The 19,467-nt window shown below is 43.6% G+C and carries 14 protein-coding genes and 1 pseudogene; 9 read left to right on the plus strand and 6 right to left on the minus strand.

Annotated elements, in window-relative coordinates:
* Positions 1-80 precede the first annotated feature (80 nt).
* A pseudogene (locus GPK60_RS04610) lies at positions 81-830 on the minus strand (RNA-binding domain-containing protein); the annotation flags it as partial.
* A 194-nt stretch (positions 831-1,024) separates the two neighbouring features.
* Between GPK60_RS04610 and GPK60_RS04615 the strand changes: the two are divergent.
* Positions 1,025-1,645, plus strand: coding sequence for a response regulator transcription factor (locus GPK60_RS04615; protein WP_173865683.1), 621 nt, complete (start codon positions 1,025-1,027; stop codon positions 1,643-1,645).
* Here GPK60_RS04615 and GPK60_RS04620 read toward each other — a convergent pair.
* The 3 genes from GPK60_RS04620 to GPK60_RS04630 all read right to left on the minus strand — a co-directional run bounded on the left by GPK60_RS04620 (position 1,637) and on the right by GPK60_RS04630 (position 7,029).
* A complete protein-coding gene (locus GPK60_RS04620; protein WP_215658961.1) occupies positions 1,637-3,478 on the minus strand; it encodes a fibronectin type III domain-containing protein in 1,842 nt (613 codons plus the stop codon). The two genes, GPK60_RS04615 and GPK60_RS04620, sit on opposite strands and share 9 nt — an antisense overlap.
* Before the next feature lie 435 nt (positions 3,479-3,913).
* Positions 3,914-5,626: an ammonium transporter gene (locus GPK60_RS04625; protein WP_215658962.1), complete on the minus strand. Its 1,713-nt coding sequence runs from the start codon at positions 5,624-5,626 to the stop codon at positions 3,914-3,916.
* A 266-nt stretch (positions 5,627-5,892) separates the two neighbouring features.
* Positions 5,893-7,029: a DUF4317 domain-containing protein gene (locus GPK60_RS04630; RefSeq protein ID WP_215658963.1), complete on the minus strand. Its 1,137-nt coding sequence runs from the start codon at positions 7,027-7,029 to the stop codon at positions 5,893-5,895.
* 658 nt (positions 7,030-7,687) lie between these two features.
* On the opposite strand from GPK60_RS04630, the gene proS reads away from it, so the two are divergent.
* Positions 7,688-9,127 carry a proline--tRNA ligase gene (proS, locus tag GPK60_RS04635; protein ID WP_022119621.1) on the plus strand — a complete coding sequence of 480 codons (1,440 nt, stop codon included), beginning with the start codon at positions 7,688-7,690 and terminating at the stop codon, positions 9,125-9,127.
* Between the two features lie 226 nt (positions 9,128-9,353).
* Here the strand turns inward: proS and GPK60_RS04640 are convergent, their stop codons facing one another.
* Positions 9,354-10,577: a 6-phosphofructokinase gene (locus GPK60_RS04640; protein ID WP_022119620.1), complete on the minus strand. Its 1,224-nt coding sequence runs from the start codon at positions 10,575-10,577 to the stop codon at positions 9,354-9,356.
* Positions 10,578-10,903: 326 nt separating this feature from the next.
* Between GPK60_RS04640 and GPK60_RS04645 the strand changes: the two genes are divergently transcribed.
* From GPK60_RS04645 to GPK60_RS04675, 7 genes are all read left to right on the plus strand, one after another.
* The gene (locus tag GPK60_RS04645; protein WP_215658964.1) at positions 10,904-12,097 is read left to right on the plus strand and encodes an ABC transporter substrate-binding protein; all 1,194 of its coding nucleotides are present in this window, start codon (positions 10,904-10,906) and stop codon (positions 12,095-12,097) included.
* A 318-nt stretch (positions 12,098-12,415) separates the two neighbouring features.
* Positions 12,416-13,300: a branched-chain amino acid ABC transporter permease gene (locus GPK60_RS04650; RefSeq protein WP_022119618.1), complete on the plus strand. Its 885-nt coding sequence runs from the start codon at positions 12,416-12,418 to the stop codon at positions 13,298-13,300.
* Between the two features lie 9 nt (positions 13,301-13,309).
* Positions 13,310-14,380 carry a branched-chain amino acid ABC transporter permease gene (locus GPK60_RS04655; protein ID WP_022119617.1) on the plus strand — a complete coding sequence of 357 codons (1,071 nt, stop codon included), beginning with the start codon at positions 13,310-13,312 and terminating at the stop codon, positions 14,378-14,380.
* Between the two features lies 1 nt (position 14,381).
* The gene (locus tag GPK60_RS04660) at positions 14,382-15,143 is read left to right on the plus strand and encodes an ABC transporter ATP-binding protein (protein ID WP_022119616.1); all 762 of its coding nucleotides are present in this window, start codon (positions 14,382-14,384) and stop codon (positions 15,141-15,143) included.
* 14 nt (positions 15,144-15,157) lie between these two features.
* The gene (locus tag GPK60_RS04665; protein ID WP_022119615.1) at positions 15,158-15,868 is read left to right on the plus strand and encodes an ABC transporter ATP-binding protein; all 711 of its coding nucleotides are present in this window, start codon (positions 15,158-15,160) and stop codon (positions 15,866-15,868) included.
* A 15-nt stretch (positions 15,869-15,883) separates the two neighbouring features.
* Positions 15,884-16,519 carry a cytidylate kinase-like family protein gene (locus GPK60_RS04670; RefSeq protein ID WP_147631862.1) on the plus strand — a complete coding sequence of 212 codons (636 nt, stop codon included), beginning with the start codon at positions 15,884-15,886 and terminating at the stop codon, positions 16,517-16,519.
* A 254-nt stretch (positions 16,520-16,773) separates the two neighbouring features.
* Complete coding sequence (locus tag GPK60_RS04675) at positions 16,774-18,015, plus strand: DUF4147 domain-containing protein (RefSeq protein WP_215658965.1); 1,242 nt, start codon at positions 16,774-16,776, stop codon at positions 18,013-18,015.
* Positions 18,016-18,289: 274 nt separating this feature from the next.
* Here GPK60_RS04675 and GPK60_RS04680 read toward each other — a convergent pair whose 3' ends face one another.
* Positions 18,290-19,195, minus strand: coding sequence for a hypothetical protein (locus GPK60_RS04680; RefSeq protein ID WP_173897600.1), 906 nt, complete (start codon positions 19,193-19,195; stop codon positions 18,290-18,292).
* Positions 19,196-19,467: the final 272 nt, after the last annotated feature.

A 19,467-nucleotide genomic window follows, 5' to 3' on the forward strand; every position in this document is an offset into this window, starting at 1 on the left:
AAAGTAATTCCACTGCTTTTTTAATAAAAATAAAACTGCGCCACAGCCTTGGCAGGCCATCGCGCAGCGATTTTGTTCAAACGGACTTTGGAATTATTGCGAATAAATTCACTGCCGCTTTTCAACAGGTAAATCAGATTTCCCTCGTATTCTTTATCGTCCAGAGCATCATCGAAGATAGAACCTTTTTCTAAACCATTCCATCTGGTACAGAATATACGGGAGTTATAAACCGTATGTTGATCGGTCATGAGCCTTCCAGCGTTAGTAAGGAAACCATTTTTATCAGTCAGACCAAAGGAAATATAATCGGACGGCTCAAAGCGGAGACCAGTCCGTTCCAGATAGGTTGCTTCCAGAAGTGTAAAGCTGTAATTCTTTTTTACAGCGTCGGTTGTTATGGTATCAAAGGACTGATTGGTTCCTTTGAGGATTAGTTCATTTACAATGTAATCCGGGGCAATTACACTTTCGTTTCCAACACGGATATATGCCTCCATCACTCCATCTGCCTTGTAATAATATGGGGTGCTGCGTCCGGGAGAAATCTCCAGAGCCAATAGATTTTTACCATCTTCCTGTAAAGGTTTTAATATAAACTGCGGTAATGGTGTGATACGTTCCTTGATGAAGCGGCTGATCGCTTCGGCATCTTTTTGAATGTCGGACAAGCCGATTGTTTTCCGGTCATCAGAAATCCCAAAAAACAGAGTTTCGCCGATTACGTTGGAAAAGGCACTGACGCTTTTTAACCAGCTTTTTGGCTTTTTCGTTTCGAGAGCAACTTTGAAATCACATTCAGTTGCTTCGGCAATGAGCTGTTCTATCATTGAAATCTCTCCTTTGAGGTGTAGAATGTTTTTCCTTATTATACCCAGAAAAGAAGATTATTGCAACGATACAAACAAAGAGTGCTGTTAAAAAGTATTTATAGGATGAGGCATTATGGCAATCTATAAGAATCATAATGCACTTCATCAGAAATTCAAAAAACTATGTTATTCTATAAACCGGAGGTGGAATGATGCAGAAAATTTCAATTGTCGAAGATGATATTGATATTCAGGATATATTGAAAAACCATCTGATGGATGCAGGATATGAAGTTGCCATCGCTTCCGACGGCGTGGCGGGGATTGCAATGTTTGATGATACCATTGACCTTGTGCTGTTAGACATTATGCTCCCTAAAATCGACGGCTATGGTGTATGTGAGGTCATTCGCAAAAGGTCACAAGTCCCTGTCATTATGCTTACTGCACTTTCGGATGAAGAAAACCAGTTACGGAGGTTTGAACAGCAGATTGATGACTATATTCCAAAGCCCTTTTCGCCAAAAATCCTGTTATGCAAGATTGCAGCGATTCTTCGCCGCAGGACTGCGGAAAATCACAATCAATCTCTGCTTACTTATAAAGAGTTGCGTATGGATATTGACGGATTCCATGTATATCAAAGCGGAAAGTATGATGGGCAAGGCGTATTCCATGAATTTACGCAGGAAAGCGTAGATGCCATGGGACGCTGTTCACCAATAATAAGGAACCAGGAAAAGGATACAGGAATATTGAAAGTACAATTCAATGTTCGCTATATCCTTTTTTATTGTCAGAATTTGCTTCGTCTCAAACTGCTTTTATTTTGAACGCAAGGATTTCACTTTGCTGTAGGAGCCGTAAACTTTTGTTTTTCCGCTTTTTTTGTAAGAGCGGACTTTGACATAATATGTCTTTTTGGATTTCAGCTTTTTGATCACTTTGCTGGTTGTTTTTTTGCTCTTTACAACAACGGTTTTCTTGTTTTTGAATGATTTTTTTGTAGAATATGTGATTTCATAACCGGAAGCGTTTTTATCTTTTTTCCAGGATACTTTCAGCTTTCCTTTGCCGAATGCTTTTAATTTTACCGTCTGTTTTGCCGGTGATGAGGTTTTGTCCGTTGAAGGAGTGGTATTGGAAGGCTGTGTCTCTGGGGTCTGATTGCTTTCGGAAGGCTGAGTTTCCGGTGTTTTATCGCCTGTATCCGGTGTTTCGGTATTCTGGTACGGTTTTAACAGTTCCGTAAGTTCGTTGATCAGATCAGCGGCATCCGCACTGGTAGCGGATGCAGATTTTAACAGTTCGACAGCTTCATCCTTGTGTGCAGCTAATACCTGATCATTTGCAGCAGCTTTGGCTAAAGCAGCTTCTGCCTGTTTGAGCAGAGAGGACAGCTGTTCTTTCTGTTGATCGGTGATCGGGATTGCAACAGAAATATCTGCATAATCATCAGAAGCAATGGATACGCTGTATGTTCCGGCTTCTGCATCAGCAGGAATACTGCCAAAATCAAGAGAAACGGTTTTCTGAACAGCATCGGAATATAAAGTGTAAGAAGTTTTCTTACGTCCGGATCCTACCGTGTAAAGGACGTTTAAGGTTCCGTTTTTCACGGTTGGAACCTGATTTAAAGTAAAGGTTTTCATATCACTGCTGAAGGTACCGCTGATTTCCTCAGCGTATGCAGGTTTTACAAAGGCACCGTCAGTAAAAGCGTAAACATAATTTCCATCCGGTGTCAGATAAGAGATTTTCTGGATGGTCTTGTTTACCAGTTTTTTAAATTCTGCAGTATTATCTGATTTTGCAATTCCCATCGTTGCAGCTTCGTTGTTTACATTAAAAGCTAATTTGTAAGGCTGAACCCAGATATTGGAGAGATGTTCCAGACCTACTTTATAGCCGTCTGTCGTTTCCAGAATGATTCCCTGAATCGTGGAACCGACAGGGAAGGTGTCTTCTCTTGAATTTCTTAAATATTTGGTGCTGTTTTCTTTTACTTCGATTTCGTACTCGCCCCAGATAGATGCGGTTGCCAGAGAAGCAGTGGCATCTGTTACGGTATCGATGATTTTAACGTTGGAAACATAACTTCCGTCACTTTTCAGGGTTTTGTACTGTGCAGGTGCCTCTGCAGGATTTTCATTCAGTGTAATATCAGAAGCTTCTTCATATGCACCGGTCAGTTCTTTGCCCGAATTTTTCAGAATAGAAGCTTCTACATACAGATCAGAATCTACTGCAACATTTACGTTGGAGACTCCCAGGATATGGTAGCCGTCAGCATCCGGAGTAGTTTCTTCATTATAATCTGTCCAGGCATTTGACAGAACTTTGGCTTTTAAGGTTGTGGCAGTTGTGACAACATCGAAGTTGTCTGTACTGCTTACATCACCGGAGTAGAATTCTTTGTAGGTCAGATTGGAGGTTCCGTATAAATTTCCGGAAAGTTTTGTTCCGTCTGTTAAAGCATAATATACCCCACTGTTTCCGATCTGCGTATATCCATCCAAAGCTTCCGCAGAATAAGAATAGGTGTTTCCGGCGATGGAAACAGATTTCAGATCGGCAGCAGATACGGAAACCGGAATCTGCGGAACAGATATCAATGCGGCCAGAGAAGCAGCCAGGAATTTAGTTGATAAATTTTTCGTGTTCATGTCTGATAATAATCTCCTTTTTCAGTTTGAAGTGTTCGGCGTGTCAATAAGTCTGCAGTATTCATTTGTGCAATCACAATTTAAACTTTTGACACTTACATTAAGAAAATGAATGTATAAAAATCTGTGCACTGATTTTTGAACAAAAAAAGAGATCACTCAATAATGCATCTTTCATAGATACGTCATTGGAGGATCCCCTGCCAGGTTTTCATGCATAAATATCCGAAAATGAATATTTCATGCATCGAAAATTTAATTGTACAATATACGCCAGGTGATCGAAATCAATCTGACAATCTGGAGAATACTATAAAAAATAAAAACTGTCAAACGAAAAATAGCAAGATGAAAAAGCTTCTCAAAAAGACAAAAAGCCGGAAAGAACAGATAAATGAACTTTCCGACTTTTCTCAAATCAATATCTTACATCTTTTATTCTACATCTTTCAGTGCAGCCAGATCTTCTTCGCCGGTACGGACTTTTACAACATGCCGTACGTCATATACAAAGATCTTGCCATCGCCGATGTGACCGGTATAGAGACATTTTTTGGCAGTTTCGATGACTTTTTCCACCGGGATATTGCCGCCGATGACTTCTACTTTAACTTTTGGGAGGAGTGTAGCGTCAACTTCGGCACCACGGTATTTTTCGCCGGAACCTTTCTGGATACCGCAGCCCATAACCTGTGTAACGGTCATACCGGTGACACCAAGTTCATTGAGAGCTTTGCGGAGTTTGTCATACCGGGAAAGTTTTACAAGGATGGAAACTTTGTACATGCCGGTTGGATTGGCAGCAACCAGTTCTTCACCGGCTACTTTGACGGCGGCATTTTTCTGTGAATCGCTTGCTTTCGCATAATCAGATTCACCAAGATCTGTATTTTCATTCACATCCATCGTAGCAGTAATATCAGAAATGTTGAATCCGGCATAAGCACTTGCCAGACCATGCTCGTGATAATCCAAGCCCTCGATTTCGATATCAGCCGGAACACGCAGACCAACAAGTTTGTCGATGACTTTGAAAATAATGGTCATGGTAATGATAACCCAGAGCATAACAGAGGCAACACCGAGCAGCTGGATCAGGAAATAATGGATACCTCCGCCGTAAAACAGACCGCCGTCTGTTGCGAACAGGCCAACACAGAGTGTTCCCATGGCACCGCAGGCACCGTGTACGGAAATGGCACCGACCGGATCATCAATCTTTGCGATGCGGTCAAAGAAATCAACGGATACACACAGCAGAATACCTGCAAATAAACCAATAAAGAATGCACCTACAGGGGAAACCTGATCACATCCGGCTGTAATCGCAACCAGACCGGCAAGGGCACCGTTTAATGTCATGGAAACATCCGGCTTACCGTAACGAACCCAGGTAAAGATCATGGCAGTACAGGTTGCGATAGCAGCGGCAAGGTTTGTGTTCATGTATACCAGACTGGCTTTTGTAAGATCGGCGTCAGTTGACATTGCAGTTGTGCTTGCTCCGTTAAATCCGAACCAGCAGAACCAGAGAATGAAAACACCGAGTGCGGCAACGGTGAGATTATGACCGGGGATTGCTTTTGGTTTTCCGTCCCTGTCATATTTTCCGATACGAGGACCAAGGATTTTTGCACCGATGCATGCGGTGACACCGCCGACCATATGTACGGCAGTACTTCCGGCAAAATCATGGAAGCCAAACTGAGAAAGCCAGCCGCCGCCCCAGATCCAGTGACCGGAGATCGGATAGACGATCAGAGAAATCATGGCACTATATAAACAGTAAGCTTTGAAATTTGTCCGCTCTGCCATGGAACCGGAAACGATCGTGGCAGATGTTGCACAGAAAACTGTCTGAAAAATGACGAAACACCAGGTCGGCAGAGATCCAAACTGATAACTTCCGCGGATCAGCGGATCGAGTTTTCCGATAAAAGCACCGCTTCCGCCGAACATCAGGCCGAATCCGACCAGCCAGAATGCGGGAGTTCCGATACAGAAATCCATCATATTCTTCATAAGAATATTGCCGGTATTTTTGGCACGCGTAAGTCCGGCCTCACACATTGCAAAACCAGCCTGCATAAAATAAACAAGTGCGGCTCCAAGTAATGTCCAGATGACATCAACAGATGAAAAATTCATAAAAATAACCTCCTTTGCTTATTTTCCCGGTGTGCACATCCCGAAAAACAAAAAAGGCATCAAAACTGAAAATCCATTCAGCTCTGACACCTTCGTCTCTTGTTGGATAAATTATAAGAAAGAAAAATGAAAAATGCAATATCTAAAATAAACGTAATTTGTTTTGAAAAAACAGTAAAAATTGTTAAAAAATTATAAAAATAAAGCAGAAGCCATTTTTAGTTCAGAATCGTAATCAAACAGAAACGATACCTGATCCGGAGCATTTATTCATCAAGATCCATTGTTTTGGCCGGAATTCCGTTGACGGTTACATTATCATCCACCGTGATAACAAGACATTTTTTGCCATCTACAATACGTGTCTCCACAAGATCAGCATACTCCGGGCTGACCTGAATCGTGATCAGAGGGGTTTTGATCTCAAAACGTCTGGTGTTTACAAGGTTGGAAGCCATAAGGGAAGTATCTTCACCGACTGCATTGTCGTAGGCAGCATCAAAATCAGAAAGCTTTTCATCTTCCACACCGCTTCGCTCCAGAAGCTGCTTTACTTCCCTTTTATCCAGCATGACCGGTTCCGGATCATCTTTGTGTTCCTCCATCAGCATAGTCAGATTGTCATGGATATTTTTGACTGTTTCATAATTACATTCTTCACCGAGAGTGTCGGAAATAACAGCTTGGAATGATTCCTTCTGTTCCCCGGCAGTAAGGGAAGCTTCACAGCCAAACATATTTTCCACAAATTCTGCCTGAAGTTCTTCCGGCTTTTTTGAATAGTAGAGCATCGCATGCAGGTCAGTGCTGCGATCATTAAATGCCGGGAACAGGAAACCGCGTTCCGGAAGTTCCACGATCCAGTCACGGATACGGTCACGGATGCGGTTTTCCGCTTCGTTGTAGCACAGTCCGGCTTTGGAGAGCCTGACCGGGCAGATGCAGCACAGGATGTATTCGTAAACCTCATCGGAAGAATCGAACATCTCTGTATTATCTTTGGCCTTTCCAGGAACATCGTAGGCAGCATGTACGAGAATGATAAAATAATTTTCCGCATTGTAATAATGTTCGATGATCTTGTCATAACATTCATCAACAAGAGCATCATCCGTCAGACGGCTGTTTTTTAAACGCAGCAGAAATTCCTGCTCGCCGTCTTCCGCCTCTGCTTTCAGTGGAAATTCCAGATTCAGCAGATTTTTGCCGATCGTTCCGGAAAGTGTCTTCTTGAAAATTTCAAAATATTTAAACATTTCTTCATCAGAAAGCGAAAGAAATGATTCACGCATCTCCAGACGTTTTTCCTTTTCCGAATCGACATAACAGCCGCAGATTCGGGAAATCGTACAGTTGTCCGGTGTGAATTGCTTCTTTAACTCAGAAATCTCTTTTTTATTCATAGGTATCCTCCCCTGTGGTTTGTCTATATCCATGAGCCATACGTGATTTTTCCGTATTTTGTACTCTCAAAATCACGAAAACATTCGGAATTCGCATATTTACTGCGTAAATAGCTGCTTCCTCATGTTTTGGCGGTCCTCATAGACACAAATACGTATGCAAGCATCCGTTTTGTGTCCATTTGTCCCTTGAATCATCAGTATTTTAATATACACCCAGACAAAAAGCAAGAAATGAAAAATTGCCGTTTCTTATTGACAAACGCAGGATTTTGCCATAAACTGATGAATGAAACAGAGCTGACAGCTCGTCATAGGGGCAAGACGAAGAAAAGGGATAGTACATTTCGGACAATCTACAGAGAGGGGATCACTGGTGTGAGATTCCTGTGCGGAAGAGATGGAACCTGCCTTGGAGTCCTGTATGAAAATACAGCGTAGTTCCGGCGATAACGGAAAATGAGTGAGTACTGTTTTTAACAGTGCTAATCAGGGTGGTACCGCCGAAGAGATGACAAGTCCTTGGTTCCTGCGTTCACGCAGAGACCGGGGCTTTTTTATTAGGTGCCAAAGAGGAGAATTGTGAGAGTACCATGTATGAAACGATTTGTATGGCATCTTCTGGCTTTAATATTTTCAGCAAGAAAAGGAGAAAACGATGGCAAAAGAAAAGAAATTAGTTGAAGCAATCACATCTATGGATGAAGATTTTGCACAGTGGTATACCGATGTGGTAAAAAAAGCAGAGCTGATCGATTATACCAGCGTAAAAGGATGTATGGCGATTAAACCGGCAGGCTATGCAATCTGGGAGAATATCCAGCATGAGCTGGATCGCAGATTCAAAGAGACCGGTGTACAGAATGTATACATGCCGATGCTGATCCCGGAAAGTCTGCTTCAGAAAGAAAAAGATCATGTAGAAGGTTTTGCACCGGAAGTAGCATGGGTAACACACGGAGGACTGGAGCCGCTTCAGGAGCGTATGTGTGTACGTCCAACTTCTGAGACACTGTTCTGCGATTTCTACTCCAGAGATATTCATTCTTACCGTGATCTGCCGAAAGTATACAATCAGTGGTGTTCTGTTATGCGTTGGGAGAAGACAACAAGACCGTTTTTGCGTTCCAGAGAGTTCTTATGGCAGGAAGGACATACCGCACACGCAACAGCAGAAGAAGCAGAAGCACGTACGATCCAGATGCTGAATGTTTATGCAGATTTCTGTGAAGAAGTTCTGGCGATCCCGGTTGTAAAAGGAAGAAAGACCGACAAAGAAAAATTTGCCGGAGCAGAAGCAACTTACACGATTGAATCCCTGATGCACGACGGAAAAGCACTGCAGTCCGGAACAAGCCACAATTTCGGTGATGGATTTGCAAAAGCTTATGATATCCAGTTTACAGACCGTGACAACAAACTGAAATATGTTCACCAGACATCCTGGGGTATGACCACACGTATGATCGGTGCGATCATCATGGTACATGGAGATAACAGCGGTCTGGTGCTGCCGCCGAGAATCGCTCCGGTACAGGTAGATATCATCCCGATCCAGCAGAAAAAGGCAGGCATCCTGGAGAAAGCAGCAGAAGTGGAAGCAACACTGAAAGCGGCTGGATTAAGAGTGAAAACAGATGATACTGACAGAAGTCCGGGATGGAAATTCTCCGAGCAGGAGATGCGTGGTATTCCGGTTCGTGTGGAGATGGGACCAAAAGATATCGAAGCAGGTCAGGCTGTTGTCGTACGCCGTGACACACGTGAAAAGATCACCGTAGCAATCGACGAACTGGCAGCAGAATTGCCGAAGATCCTGGATAGCATGCAGAAAGATATGCTGGAGAGAGCACGCAAACACAGAGATGCACATACTTATGTTGCTCATAACATGGAAGAGTTAAAAGACATCGCAGACAACAAACCAGGATTTATCAAGGCAATGTGGTGCGGTGAACGTGAATGTGAAGATAAATTAAAAGAAGATGCAGGAATCACATCACGCTGTATGCCGTTTGAACAGGAAACCATTTCCGACGTATGCGTATGCTGCGGAAAACCGGCGAAAAAAATGGTATACTGGGGCAAAGCATATTAAAAAATACGGAACGCAGATCAATAAGCAGCGAAAAAGGCTGTAAATATTTGCTTTAAAACGAAAAGGCCGTAACCTTTCGAAACAAAAATTGTTTTCGAAAGGTTACGGCTGTTTTTGTATCAGATGTGAGATGACTTACGTCTCTGTCATTGCCGGAAGTGTTTGTAAACGTGTGCCAAGTCTCATGTGAGATAGACTTGGACGGACTGTTTTGGGGAGGTGAGAGTTATTTCTCAGGCTTGCGGTATGCGTACACAGCCAGTCCGTCTTTCATGGGAAGTTTCGGAGATCCCTGGATCAGCGGAAGTGCATAATCAATAAATGCCTGAGCAATATCAGTTCCGTCTTTTGTGATCCATTCAACAGGAACCGTCTTTTCCTGATTGCAGATCAGGTTGACATCCTCAAGGCCACATTCCATCACGTATGGTTTGTCAGATTTACGGACAAAGCTGACCATCTTGCCGGTTTCACCGCTGATGGCAGAAGTCACGCCGAAAGCTCCGGCCTGTGCAGCTTCCAGTGCATCCGTTTCAGACTGCAGGAAGGCAGAACATCTCTGATTGACATTCAGCTCGACCGAGCGAACTTTTACACCGAGGCGGTCACGCACCAGATTTTCCAGATATTTGCCGCAGCCGGTCAGCATTTTGTGTCCAAATGCATCGACACCTGCAGAGGCTGCATATTCACAGATAAAGGTGCCATCCTTGTCATGAATGCCTTCGGATACACAGACGATCAGGTTGTTTTTTGTCTTAAAACATTCTTCCAGAGAAGCAAGGAAAGATTCCTGGTCAAAATCCGCCTCCGGCAGATAAATCAGCACCGGGTTGTCCTGCTCGAATTTGCGGGCAAGTACGGATGCTGCGGTCAGCCAGCCGGCATGGCGGCCCATGATCTCAATGATGGTAACAGATTTTGTATTATAAACAGAAGCGTCCAGTCCGATTTCACAGACGGAAGCAGCCACATATTTTGCGGCACTGCCGAATCCCGGTGTGTGGTCGGTGAGGATCAGGTCGTTGTCGATCGTTTTCGGAATACCCATGATACGTACATCAATGTTGTGGGCAGCAGCATAGCGGGAAAGCTTGCTGACCGTATCCATAGAATCGTTTCCTCCTATATAAAAGAAGTAACCGATGTTCATCTCTTCAAATTTCTGAAACAGCAGAGGATAGATCGCATCATTTAAATCATCCGGAAGTTTGAAACGGCAGGAACCAAGGTAAGCCCCTGGAGTTGTACGCAGAGCTTCCAGTGTATCGTTATCCAGTTCTTTCATATCCATAAAGCGTCCGTCTAAAAATCCCTGGATGCCGTTGATCATGCCGTAGACATGTTCAATCTCTTCGCTGCGGTTAAAACCTTCACGGATCACACCGTAAAGACTGCTGTTGATAACGGCGGTCGGTCCGCCGGACTGTCCTACAATTAAATTTTTCACAAGTTAAGCTCCTTTCAGCTTCTTTTTGGCATTCCTTTCTATTTTACTACATTTCCTGAAAAAAAACTATTATGAATCGCGGGAAATTCTAAAAATAATTCTCTCTGTTTCATCCATTACTTTTTTAGAATATTTTTGGAAATATTCAGGAAAAGTCAAAGAAACCGACCGAAAAATTTACGGAATCTCGTACAAACGAGGTAAAAACATAAAAAATAATTGACAAGCACAAAACCCGGCGGTATTATAGAACACAAGATTTTTTATTAAAATATAATAAAGATAAAAAATCTGTAAAGTGAAGTTTTAGAAGGAGGAAAAATATTATGAAAAAATTCACAAGATTTTTTGCTACCGTTGCAGCAGTCTCTATGGTAGCTGCTTCTTTGGCAGGATGTGGAAGTAAATCTGACAACACAGCAAGCACAGACACAACTGCTGATTCAGCAACAGCAGGTGATACACTGAAGATTGGCGGAATCGGACCGATCACCGGAGGAGCAGCCGTATATGGACTGGCTGTTAAAAATGCAGCAGAGCTGGCAGTAAAAGAGATCAACGAAGCAGGCGGTATCAATGGCATGCAGGTTGAATTTAAATTTGAAGATGATGAGCATGATGCAGAAAAATCTGTAAACGCTTACAACTCCCTGAAAGACTGGGGTATGCAGATGCTGATGGGTACTGTTACATCCACACCTTGTACAGCAGTTGTTGAAAAAACACATGAAGACAATATGTTCCAGCTGACACCGTCAGGTTCCGCTGTTGAATCTATTAAATATGACAATGCGTTCCGTGTATGCTTTTCTGACCCGGGTCAGGGTACTGCATCTGCAAAATACATCGGTGAGAATAAGCTGGCATCAAAAGTAGCCGTTATCTACAACAGCTCTGATGTATATTCTTCCGGTATTTATCAGAAATTTGCAGAAGAGGCAAAAAATCAGGACTTCGAAGTTGTTTCTGCTGAAGCATTTACCGAAGACAGCAAGACAGACTTCTCAGTACAGCTGCAGAAAGCAAAGGATGCAGGTGCTGACATGGTATTCCTGCCGATCTACTATACAGAAGCTTCTCTGATCCTGACACAGGCAAACTCCATGGGTTATGCTCCGACATTCTTCGGATGTGACGGTCTGGATGGTCTGCTGGCAGTTAAGAACTTCGATACAAAACTGGCTGATGGCGTTATGCTTCTGACACCGTTTGCAGCTGATGCAGATGATGAAAAGACACAGGCATTTGTTTCTGCTTACAAAGAAGCTTACGGCGATACACCGAACCAGTTCGCAGCGGATACTTACGATGCAATCTATATCATGAAAGCAGCAGCAGAAAAAGCAGGTGTGACAGCTGATATGAGCGTAAGCGACATCTGTGATGCAATGAAAACTGCCATGACAGAGATCAGCTACGATGGTCTGACCGGTGAAGGTATGACCTGGACAGCAGACGGTGAGCCGGACAAGGCACCAAAAGCTGTCGTGATCAAAGATGGTGCTTACACAGCAATGTAATGATGCCGGTGTCGATTGTGGGAGTGCGAAGCACGGAACATCCACAGGCATCTCAGGAGGGGATTTTTGCCCCCAACATCATCATAATAAAAAATGAAGAGGCACTTACAGTTCGGTAAGGAAGCCCAGAGGAGGGCTGCCATGGGCAGCCCTTTTTCCTGTTATAAGCGAATCCTATTGAATAAGTAGGCAAACACAGAAAACAGCCATACACAGATATCAAAGGTAGACTTGTAAAGTCTGTTTTTGATATCTGTGTGGTATTCTTATTTTTAAGAAAACGATGGTTATATTAAAAATACGACAAGGGGTGTGCGTATGAGTTTTATTTCTTATCTGATCAACGGTATCAGCCTTGGAAGTGTCTATGCAATCATAGCACTTGGCTATACAATGGTATACGGTATCGCAAAGATGCTGAATTTTGCACATGGTGATATCATCATGGTAGGCGGTTATGCAGCTTTTATCTCCATGAATTCTTTAGGCGTGAATCCAATTCTGGCAGTTATATTATCGGTTGTCATCTGTACGATTCTCGGACTGGTTATTGAGCGTGTTGCTTACCGTCCGCTTCGAAATGCATCTTCACCGCTGGCTGTTCTGATCACAGCAATCGGTGTCAGCTATCTGCTTCAGAACCTCGCACTTCTGATGTTCGGTGCAGATACAAAATCTTTTACATCTGTCGTAACAGTTCCGGCAGTTGTGCTGGCAGACGGAAAACTGACGATCTCCGGTGAGACGATCGTTACCGTTCTTGCATGCATGATCATCATGATCGGTCTGACACTGTTCATCAACAAAACAAAAGCAGGTCAGGCAATGCTGGCAGTTTCGGAAGACCGGGGTGCTGCACAGCTGATGGGCATCAATGTAAATGGAACAATTGCCCTTACCTTTGCGATCGGTTCCGCACTGGCAGCAATCGCAGCGGTTCTGCTGTGTTCTGCTTATCCTTCCCTGACACCGTACACCGGAGCCATGCCTGGTATCAAAGCATTCGTAGCCGCTGTATTTGGTGGTATCGGATCGATTCCGGGAGCATTGATCGGAGGTATTTTGCTTGGTATTATTGAAATTCTCGGCAAAGCATATATTTCCTCTCAGATGGCAGATGCGATCGTATTCGGAGTTCTGATCGTTGTACTTCTGGTAAAACCAAGCGGATTGCTTGGAAAGCAGATTCAGGAGAAAGTGTAGGTGGCAGCGATGAAAAAATTAAAATTAAACAAAACGACAAAAAACAATCTGATCACATACGGAATCGTCATCCTCGCTTATATCATCGTAGAAGCAATGCTGGCAGGAGGTCAGATCTCCAGTCTGATGAAGGGACTTTTAGTTCCACTCTGTGTTTATGTGATTCTGGCTGTATCTTTGAATCTTGTGGTAGGTATTTTAGGTGAGCTGAGTCTTGGACATGCAGGATTTATGTGTGTGGGTGCATTCTCCAGTGCATTCTTCTCAAAATGCACCGCAGGAATGATGCCGGATGGACTTCGTTTCTTTCTGGCACTGCTGATTGGAGCTGCTGTTGCGGCTCTGTTCGGACTGATTATTGGAATCCCGGTACTGCGACTGAAAGGTGACTACCTGGCGATCGTTACCCTGGCATTTGGTGAGATCATCAAGAACCTGATCAACGTATTCTTTATCGGAAAAGATGCAAATGGTTTCCATTTTTCTATGAAGGATGCCATGTCGCTGAACATGGACGGAGGAGATGTTATCATTAACGGACCGCAGGGAATCACCGGAACGCCAAATGATTCTACGTTTACCATCGGCGTGATCCTGGTACTGATCACACTGGTTATCGTACTGCATCTGATCAATTCCAGAGACGGACGTGCGATCATGTCTATCCGTGACAACCGTATCGCAGCTGAGTCTGTCGGTATCAATATTACAAAATACAAACTGATGGCATTTATTATTTCAGCAGCCCTTGCCGGAGTTGCCGGTGTTCTGTATGCACATAACCTGGCTACCCTGACTGCACTGCCGAAAAACTTTGGTTATAACCAGTCGATCATGATCCTGGTATTTGTTGTACTTGGCGGTATCGGAAGCACAAGAGGTTCTATGATCGCAGCCGTTGTACTGACACTGCTTCCGGAGCTTCTGCGCGGACTGAATGACTACCGTATGCTGATCTATGCAATCGTCCTGATCGTGATGATGCTTCTGAACTGGAGCCCGAAAGCACTGGAAATGAGAGAACGTTATTCACCGAAGCGTCTGCTTGCAAAGAGAAAAGAAGCAAAGGAGGCGAAATAATATGGAGAACATGTTAGAGGTAAAGAATCTGAGCATTTCATTCGGAGGACTGCGTGCCGTATCCGAATTTGATATGAATATCGGGAAAGGTCAGCTCTATGGCCTGATCGGACCGAACGGTGCCGGAAAAACAACCATATTTAACTTGCTGACAGGTGTTTACAAACCGGATGAAGGTATTGTAAAATTAGATGGACAGGACATTACCGGAAAGAAGACCATTGATATCAACAAAGCAGGTATCGCCCGTACTTTCCAGAATATCCGCCTGTTCTCACAGATGTCCGTACTGGACAATGTAAAAGTAGGACTGCACAATCATCATCACTACAATACGCTCGAAGGGATTCTGCGTCTGCCGCGTTACCGTAAGGTGGAAAAAGAGATGAATGAACGTGCGATGGAGCTTTTGAAAGTGTTCGACCTTGAGAAGGATGCCGAGTATCTGGCCTCTAATCTGCCATATGGACAGCAGAGAAAACTGGAGATCGCCAGAGCACTTGCAACTGATCCGAAGCTTCTGCTTCTGGATGAGCCGGCAGCCGGCATGAATCCGAACGAGACAAAAGAACTGATGGAAACGATCAGCTTTGTGCGTGATCATTTTAATATGACAATCCTTCTGATCGAACACGACATGAAACTGGTTTCCGGTATCTGTGAAGAGCTGACCGTACTGAATTTCGGAAAAGTACTGGCACAGGGACCGACTGCGGAAGTACTGAATGATCCGCAGGTTATCACAGCATATCTGGGAGAATAGGAGGAAATGGACTTATGGCAATGCTTGAGGTAAAAGATCTGAATGTATACTACGGTATGATTCAGGCGATCAAGGGGATTTCCTTTGAAGTAAATCAGGGAGAAGTCATCGCACTGATCGGTGCCAACGGAGCCGGAAAGACTACAACACTTCATGCAGTCACAGGGCTGACACCGGTGAAATCAGGCCATATTTTCTTCGAAGGAAAAGATATTACAAAAGTGCCGGCTCACAAGATCGTTTCTATGGGAATGGCACACGTTCCGGAAGGACGACGCGTATTTGCACAACTTAGTGTTTATCAGAACCTGAAAATGGGTGCTTATACACGAAAAGACAAAGACGAGATCAGGCAGACACTTGATATGGTATATGAGCATTTCCCGCGTCTGGAAGAACGTAAGAACCAGATGGCAGGTACGCTTTCCGGTGGTGAACAGCAGATGCTTGCAATGGGACGTGCACTGATGTCTCATCCGAAGATCATCCTTATGGATGAACCGTCTATGGGACTTTCACCGATTTTTGTAAATGAGATTTTCGAAATTATCAAGAAAGTCAGTGCAGCCGGCACGACCGTACTTCTGGTAGAGCAGAATGCAAAGAAAGCACTCTCCATCGCAGACAGAGCATATGTCCTGGAAACAGGCAAAATTATCTTACAGGGTGATGCAGACAAGCTGTTAAATGACGAGTCTGTCAAGAAAGCATACCTTGGAGAATAAAAGGGGGTTTGTGCTATGGGAAAACTGATCGTTACGATCGCAAGACAGTATGGAAGCGGTGGAAAAACCATCGGTCAGATGCTGGCAGAAAATCTGGGTGTAAACTGTTATAACAGAGAAATTCTGCGTATGGCATCCGATGACAGCGGAATCAAAGAAGAGCTGTTCAATCAGGCAGATGAAAAACTTCGCAATAATCCGCTCTTTGGAAATTCCACAAGAATCTACAAAGGCGGGCTGATCCAGCCGGATCATGGCGGATTTGTCTCCGCAGACAATCTCTTTAATTATCAGGCAAAAGTGATCAAAGAACTGGCAGAGAAAGAGTCCTGTGTATTTATCGGACGCTGTGCAGACTTTGTTCTCAAAGACCGCCCGGATGTGATGAGCGTCTTTATCCATGCACCGCAGGATTACTGCCTGGCACGTGGTATGGAACGCAACTCCATGACGGAAAAAGAGATGGAAAGATTTATAGCAAAGACAGACAAGTATCGAGGTGATTTCTATCATTATTATACCGGACGCACCTGGAACGATGCGAGAAATTACGATCTGTGTCTGGACAGCAGCAAGCTTGGATTTGACAAATGCGTAGAAGCAATCAAGGCATACGCAAAAGTAAGATTTGGCGAAGATATTTTTGAATAAGCGTCCAGCAATGCAGCAAGTATCAGGAGCAGATGTGAGATACTTGCATAAATAAAGCAAGAATGCGGCAGGGAGAGGAAACTTTCTCTGTCGTTTTTGTATCTTAGCTGAAGAAAACTTTTTATAGCGATTCTGTCAGGTAAATGTCAGCAGAGTTGACCAGAATTGCATGCCAGATCTCATTTGCGTTCGACTTAAAAAGAAGCAGGCAACAAACAGGTGTGTTTGAGTCAAATTTATGGGGAGAGGATAATATGACACTACGAGAAGAAGCAGATAAAATCATAAAAGAAGCGATCACAAAAGTACTGCCGGATGAGGCAGTGAAACAGGCACTGAAAAACAGAAAACCGGTAAAAGGAAAACTTTACCTTGTGGCGGTTGGAAAAGCAGCCTGGCAGATGGCAAATGCAGCCGCAAACATCCTGAATGGACAGATTGAGAAAGGGATTGTGATCACGAAATACGGACATATTCAGGGAGACATTCCGGGGATCGAATGTTTTGAAGCAGGACATCCGGTTCCGGATACAAATACCTTTGCGGCCACACAGAAAGTGATCGAGCTGACAGAAGAATTGCAGGCAGACGATCAGGTACTATTTCTGCTTTCCGGAGGCGGCTCCGCCCTTTTTGAAAAACCATTGATAAGTACAGAAGAATTATCGGATATAACAAAGCAGCTGCTTGCATGCGGGGCAGATATTGTAGAAATGAACACCATACGGAAAAGACTGTCCGCAGTCAAAGGCGGAAAATTTGCCGGACTCTGTGAACCGGCAGCCATATTTGCGATTGTACTGAGCGATATCGTCGGAGATCCGCTTGATATGATCGCATCCGGACCGGCATATCCAGACTCTTCGACCGCATCCGATGCAATCGCAATCGCTGAAAAATATCACTTAAAACTCAGCGAGAAGGCAAGAACATTACTGGAGATGAAAACACCAAAAGCAGTAACAAATGTGGAAACCAGGATCACCGGAAGCGTCAGAAATCTGTGCCTGGCAGCAAAAGAAGCCTGCGAAAAACTTGGCTACGAAAGCATGATCCTCACAGATGCCCTGCAGTGTGAGGCAAAAGAAGCAGGAGCATTTTTAGCAGCGATCGCAAAAACACATCAAAATACAGACAAAAGCCTTGCTTTTATCGCGGGAGGCGAGACGATCGTCCACGTGACAGGAAAAGGACTCGGCGGACGCAACCAGGAGCTGGCACTTGCGGCGGCAGAAGGACTGGCTGCATGCAGAAATACTGCCATTTTCAGCGTCGGAAGCGACGGAACCGACGGACCGACCGATGCAGCCGGTGGCTATTGCGATGAAAATACAAAAAGAAAACTGCAGCTGGAAGGAATGGACGTTTATGAAGTGCTGAAAGAAAATGATGCCTACCATGCACTGAAAAAGACAGGAGGACTGATCATTACCGGAGCAACCGGGACAAATGTGAACGATGTGGCAGTGGTGCTGATACGGCGGAGATTCTTGTGATAATCAGCTTTTCACTCGGGAAGGCCCCCTTTTTGGTAACCTTCCGAAAACTGGAGTTCACACTTTCAATTGGGTTTGTCGGGGTATCGTCAAAAATAGTGTGTAAAATAATACAGCCATGATGAATCCGAACAGGAAATGCAGCGTGTCAGGAGATTGTTTTCGAATCATCATAGCGTCATATTTTACATATAAGTTTTCTTAATGCCCATCTTTTTGCCCTTCGGATAAGAAGCATCCCTCGCTCTAAAGAGCTCGGTCAATTTTTATTTTGCTACTTATTGCCAATCCATTGTTTTGCGATTTCGACATTTACTTGCAGTGCCGAAGCAATTTGCTCAACCGGAACGTGAAGTTCTGCAAAAGCAATAGCAGCATCCTTTTTTGCAGTATCAATGCCGCTATTAAATCCGTTATTAAATCCATCGCTGAATCCAGCAGCCACACCAGCTTCATACTCGGTTTTTCGTAATTTGCGTTCTTCCTCTTCTTTGTCGTATTCGAATATACTCATCGAGATCACCTCCGATTTATTTGCACGAAGAAATTCGGAAAGAATGTCGTTACGGATACATTCATCAACCGCCAGCTTAACTGCTTCGTTCAAATCCAATTCCTTCGCATACTTACGGACACAGTGTACATACTGCGCATATTCTCTTAAAGTCTGGCATTGTTCCATCAGCTCTTTATTAAGCCCTTCATTGATGTTTATTGTCAGCACTTCCAGCTCCAGTTTCGGTTCGCCGGACAGATTTTCGAAAGATTCTGACAAATGGTTTAACCAATGGTCTTTCTTTTTTTCAGTTCCATTATAAAATACAATAAACTGTGGTGCCGGGATTTTCAGCAGTGTGGAAGAGTAAAGCGATTTATGATCGACTAACTTCTGATATTCGCTGGAAATATAGAATAAATCCCGCAGCGGCATATTTGGGTTATAAGTAGACTGATGTTCATATAGAAACAAGTCAGTACCAATAATGAAAGCCAGATCATTTTTCATTCCCATATAAATAGCATTCTCCAATGTGACAATCTCAAGCATTTCAGGGTCATCGTAATGTGAACCGCTAACTGCATTATAAAGCGACAATAAATTTTGACGGTCAGAAAACAGCATACGAAATACCGTATCCTTGTAATTACGATTTGCAGTTGCTTGTTCTTTTTGAGCCATAGGCAGTACCTCCTTATGCAGGAGTGTACCAAAATGCGACAGCCATACGGTTTATACTCTTTTTCACAGTTTGAAACTCCTGCTTTTTAAATTGATTTGTTTGATTGAAAAGCATGAATTTCTGAAGTGTGAATTAGAAAATATAGATGGCAGGATGCCAAGAACGTTAAGAAATATGCTTTGAAAATATATTACCACATAGCTCTCATTATTTCAATATGTTTTAAAAAAGATAATTAAAGTCAACATAAGCAATAAGATTCCAACGACTG

This window comes from Ruminococcus sp. MCC718, from assembly GCF_018783905.1.
Lineage (GTDB): Bacteria > Bacillota > Clostridia > Lachnospirales > Lachnospiraceae > Hominisplanchenecus > Hominisplanchenecus faecis.

What these genes read in the sequence shown, in the direction of transcription:
- GPK60_RS04615 (WP_173865683.1), top strand. Translation starts at nt 1,025, where the DNA reads ATGCAGAAAATTTCAATTGTCGAAGATGATATTGATATTCAGGATATA.
- GPK60_RS04620 (WP_215658961.1), bottom strand. Translation starts at nt 3,478, where the DNA reads ATGAACACGAAAAATTTATCAACTAAATTCCTGGCTGCTTCTCTGGCC.
- GPK60_RS04625 (WP_215658962.1), bottom strand. Translation starts at nt 5,626, where the DNA reads ATGAATTTTTCATCTGTTGATGTCATCTGGACATTACTTGGAGCCGCA.
- GPK60_RS04630 (WP_215658963.1), bottom strand. Translation starts at nt 7,029, where the DNA reads ATGAATAAAAAAGAGATTTCTGAGTTAAAGAAGCAATTCACACCGGAC.
- proS (WP_022119621.1), top strand. Translation starts at nt 7,688, where the DNA reads ATGGCAAAAGAAAAGAAATTAGTTGAAGCAATCACATCTATGGATGAA.
- GPK60_RS04645 (WP_215658964.1), top strand. Translation starts at nt 10,904, where the DNA reads ATGAAAAAATTCACAAGATTTTTTGCTACCGTTGCAGCAGTCTCTATG.
- GPK60_RS04650 (WP_022119618.1), top strand. Translation starts at nt 12,416, where the DNA reads ATGAGTTTTATTTCTTATCTGATCAACGGTATCAGCCTTGGAAGTGTC.
- GPK60_RS04655 (WP_022119617.1), top strand. Translation starts at nt 13,310, where the DNA reads ATGAAAAAATTAAAATTAAACAAAACGACAAAAAACAATCTGATCACA.
- GPK60_RS04660 (WP_022119616.1), top strand. Translation starts at nt 14,382, where the DNA reads ATGGAGAACATGTTAGAGGTAAAGAATCTGAGCATTTCATTCGGAGGA.
- GPK60_RS04665 (WP_022119615.1), top strand. Translation starts at nt 15,158, where the DNA reads ATGGCAATGCTTGAGGTAAAAGATCTGAATGTATACTACGGTATGATT.
- GPK60_RS04670 (WP_147631862.1), top strand. Translation starts at nt 15,884, where the DNA reads ATGGGAAAACTGATCGTTACGATCGCAAGACAGTATGGAAGCGGTGGA.
- GPK60_RS04675 (WP_215658965.1), top strand. Translation starts at nt 16,774, where the DNA reads ATGACACTACGAGAAGAAGCAGATAAAATCATAAAAGAAGCGATCACA.
- GPK60_RS04680 (WP_173897600.1), bottom strand. Translation starts at nt 19,195, where the DNA reads ATGGCTCAAAAAGAACAAGCAACTGCAAATCGTAATTACAAGGATACG.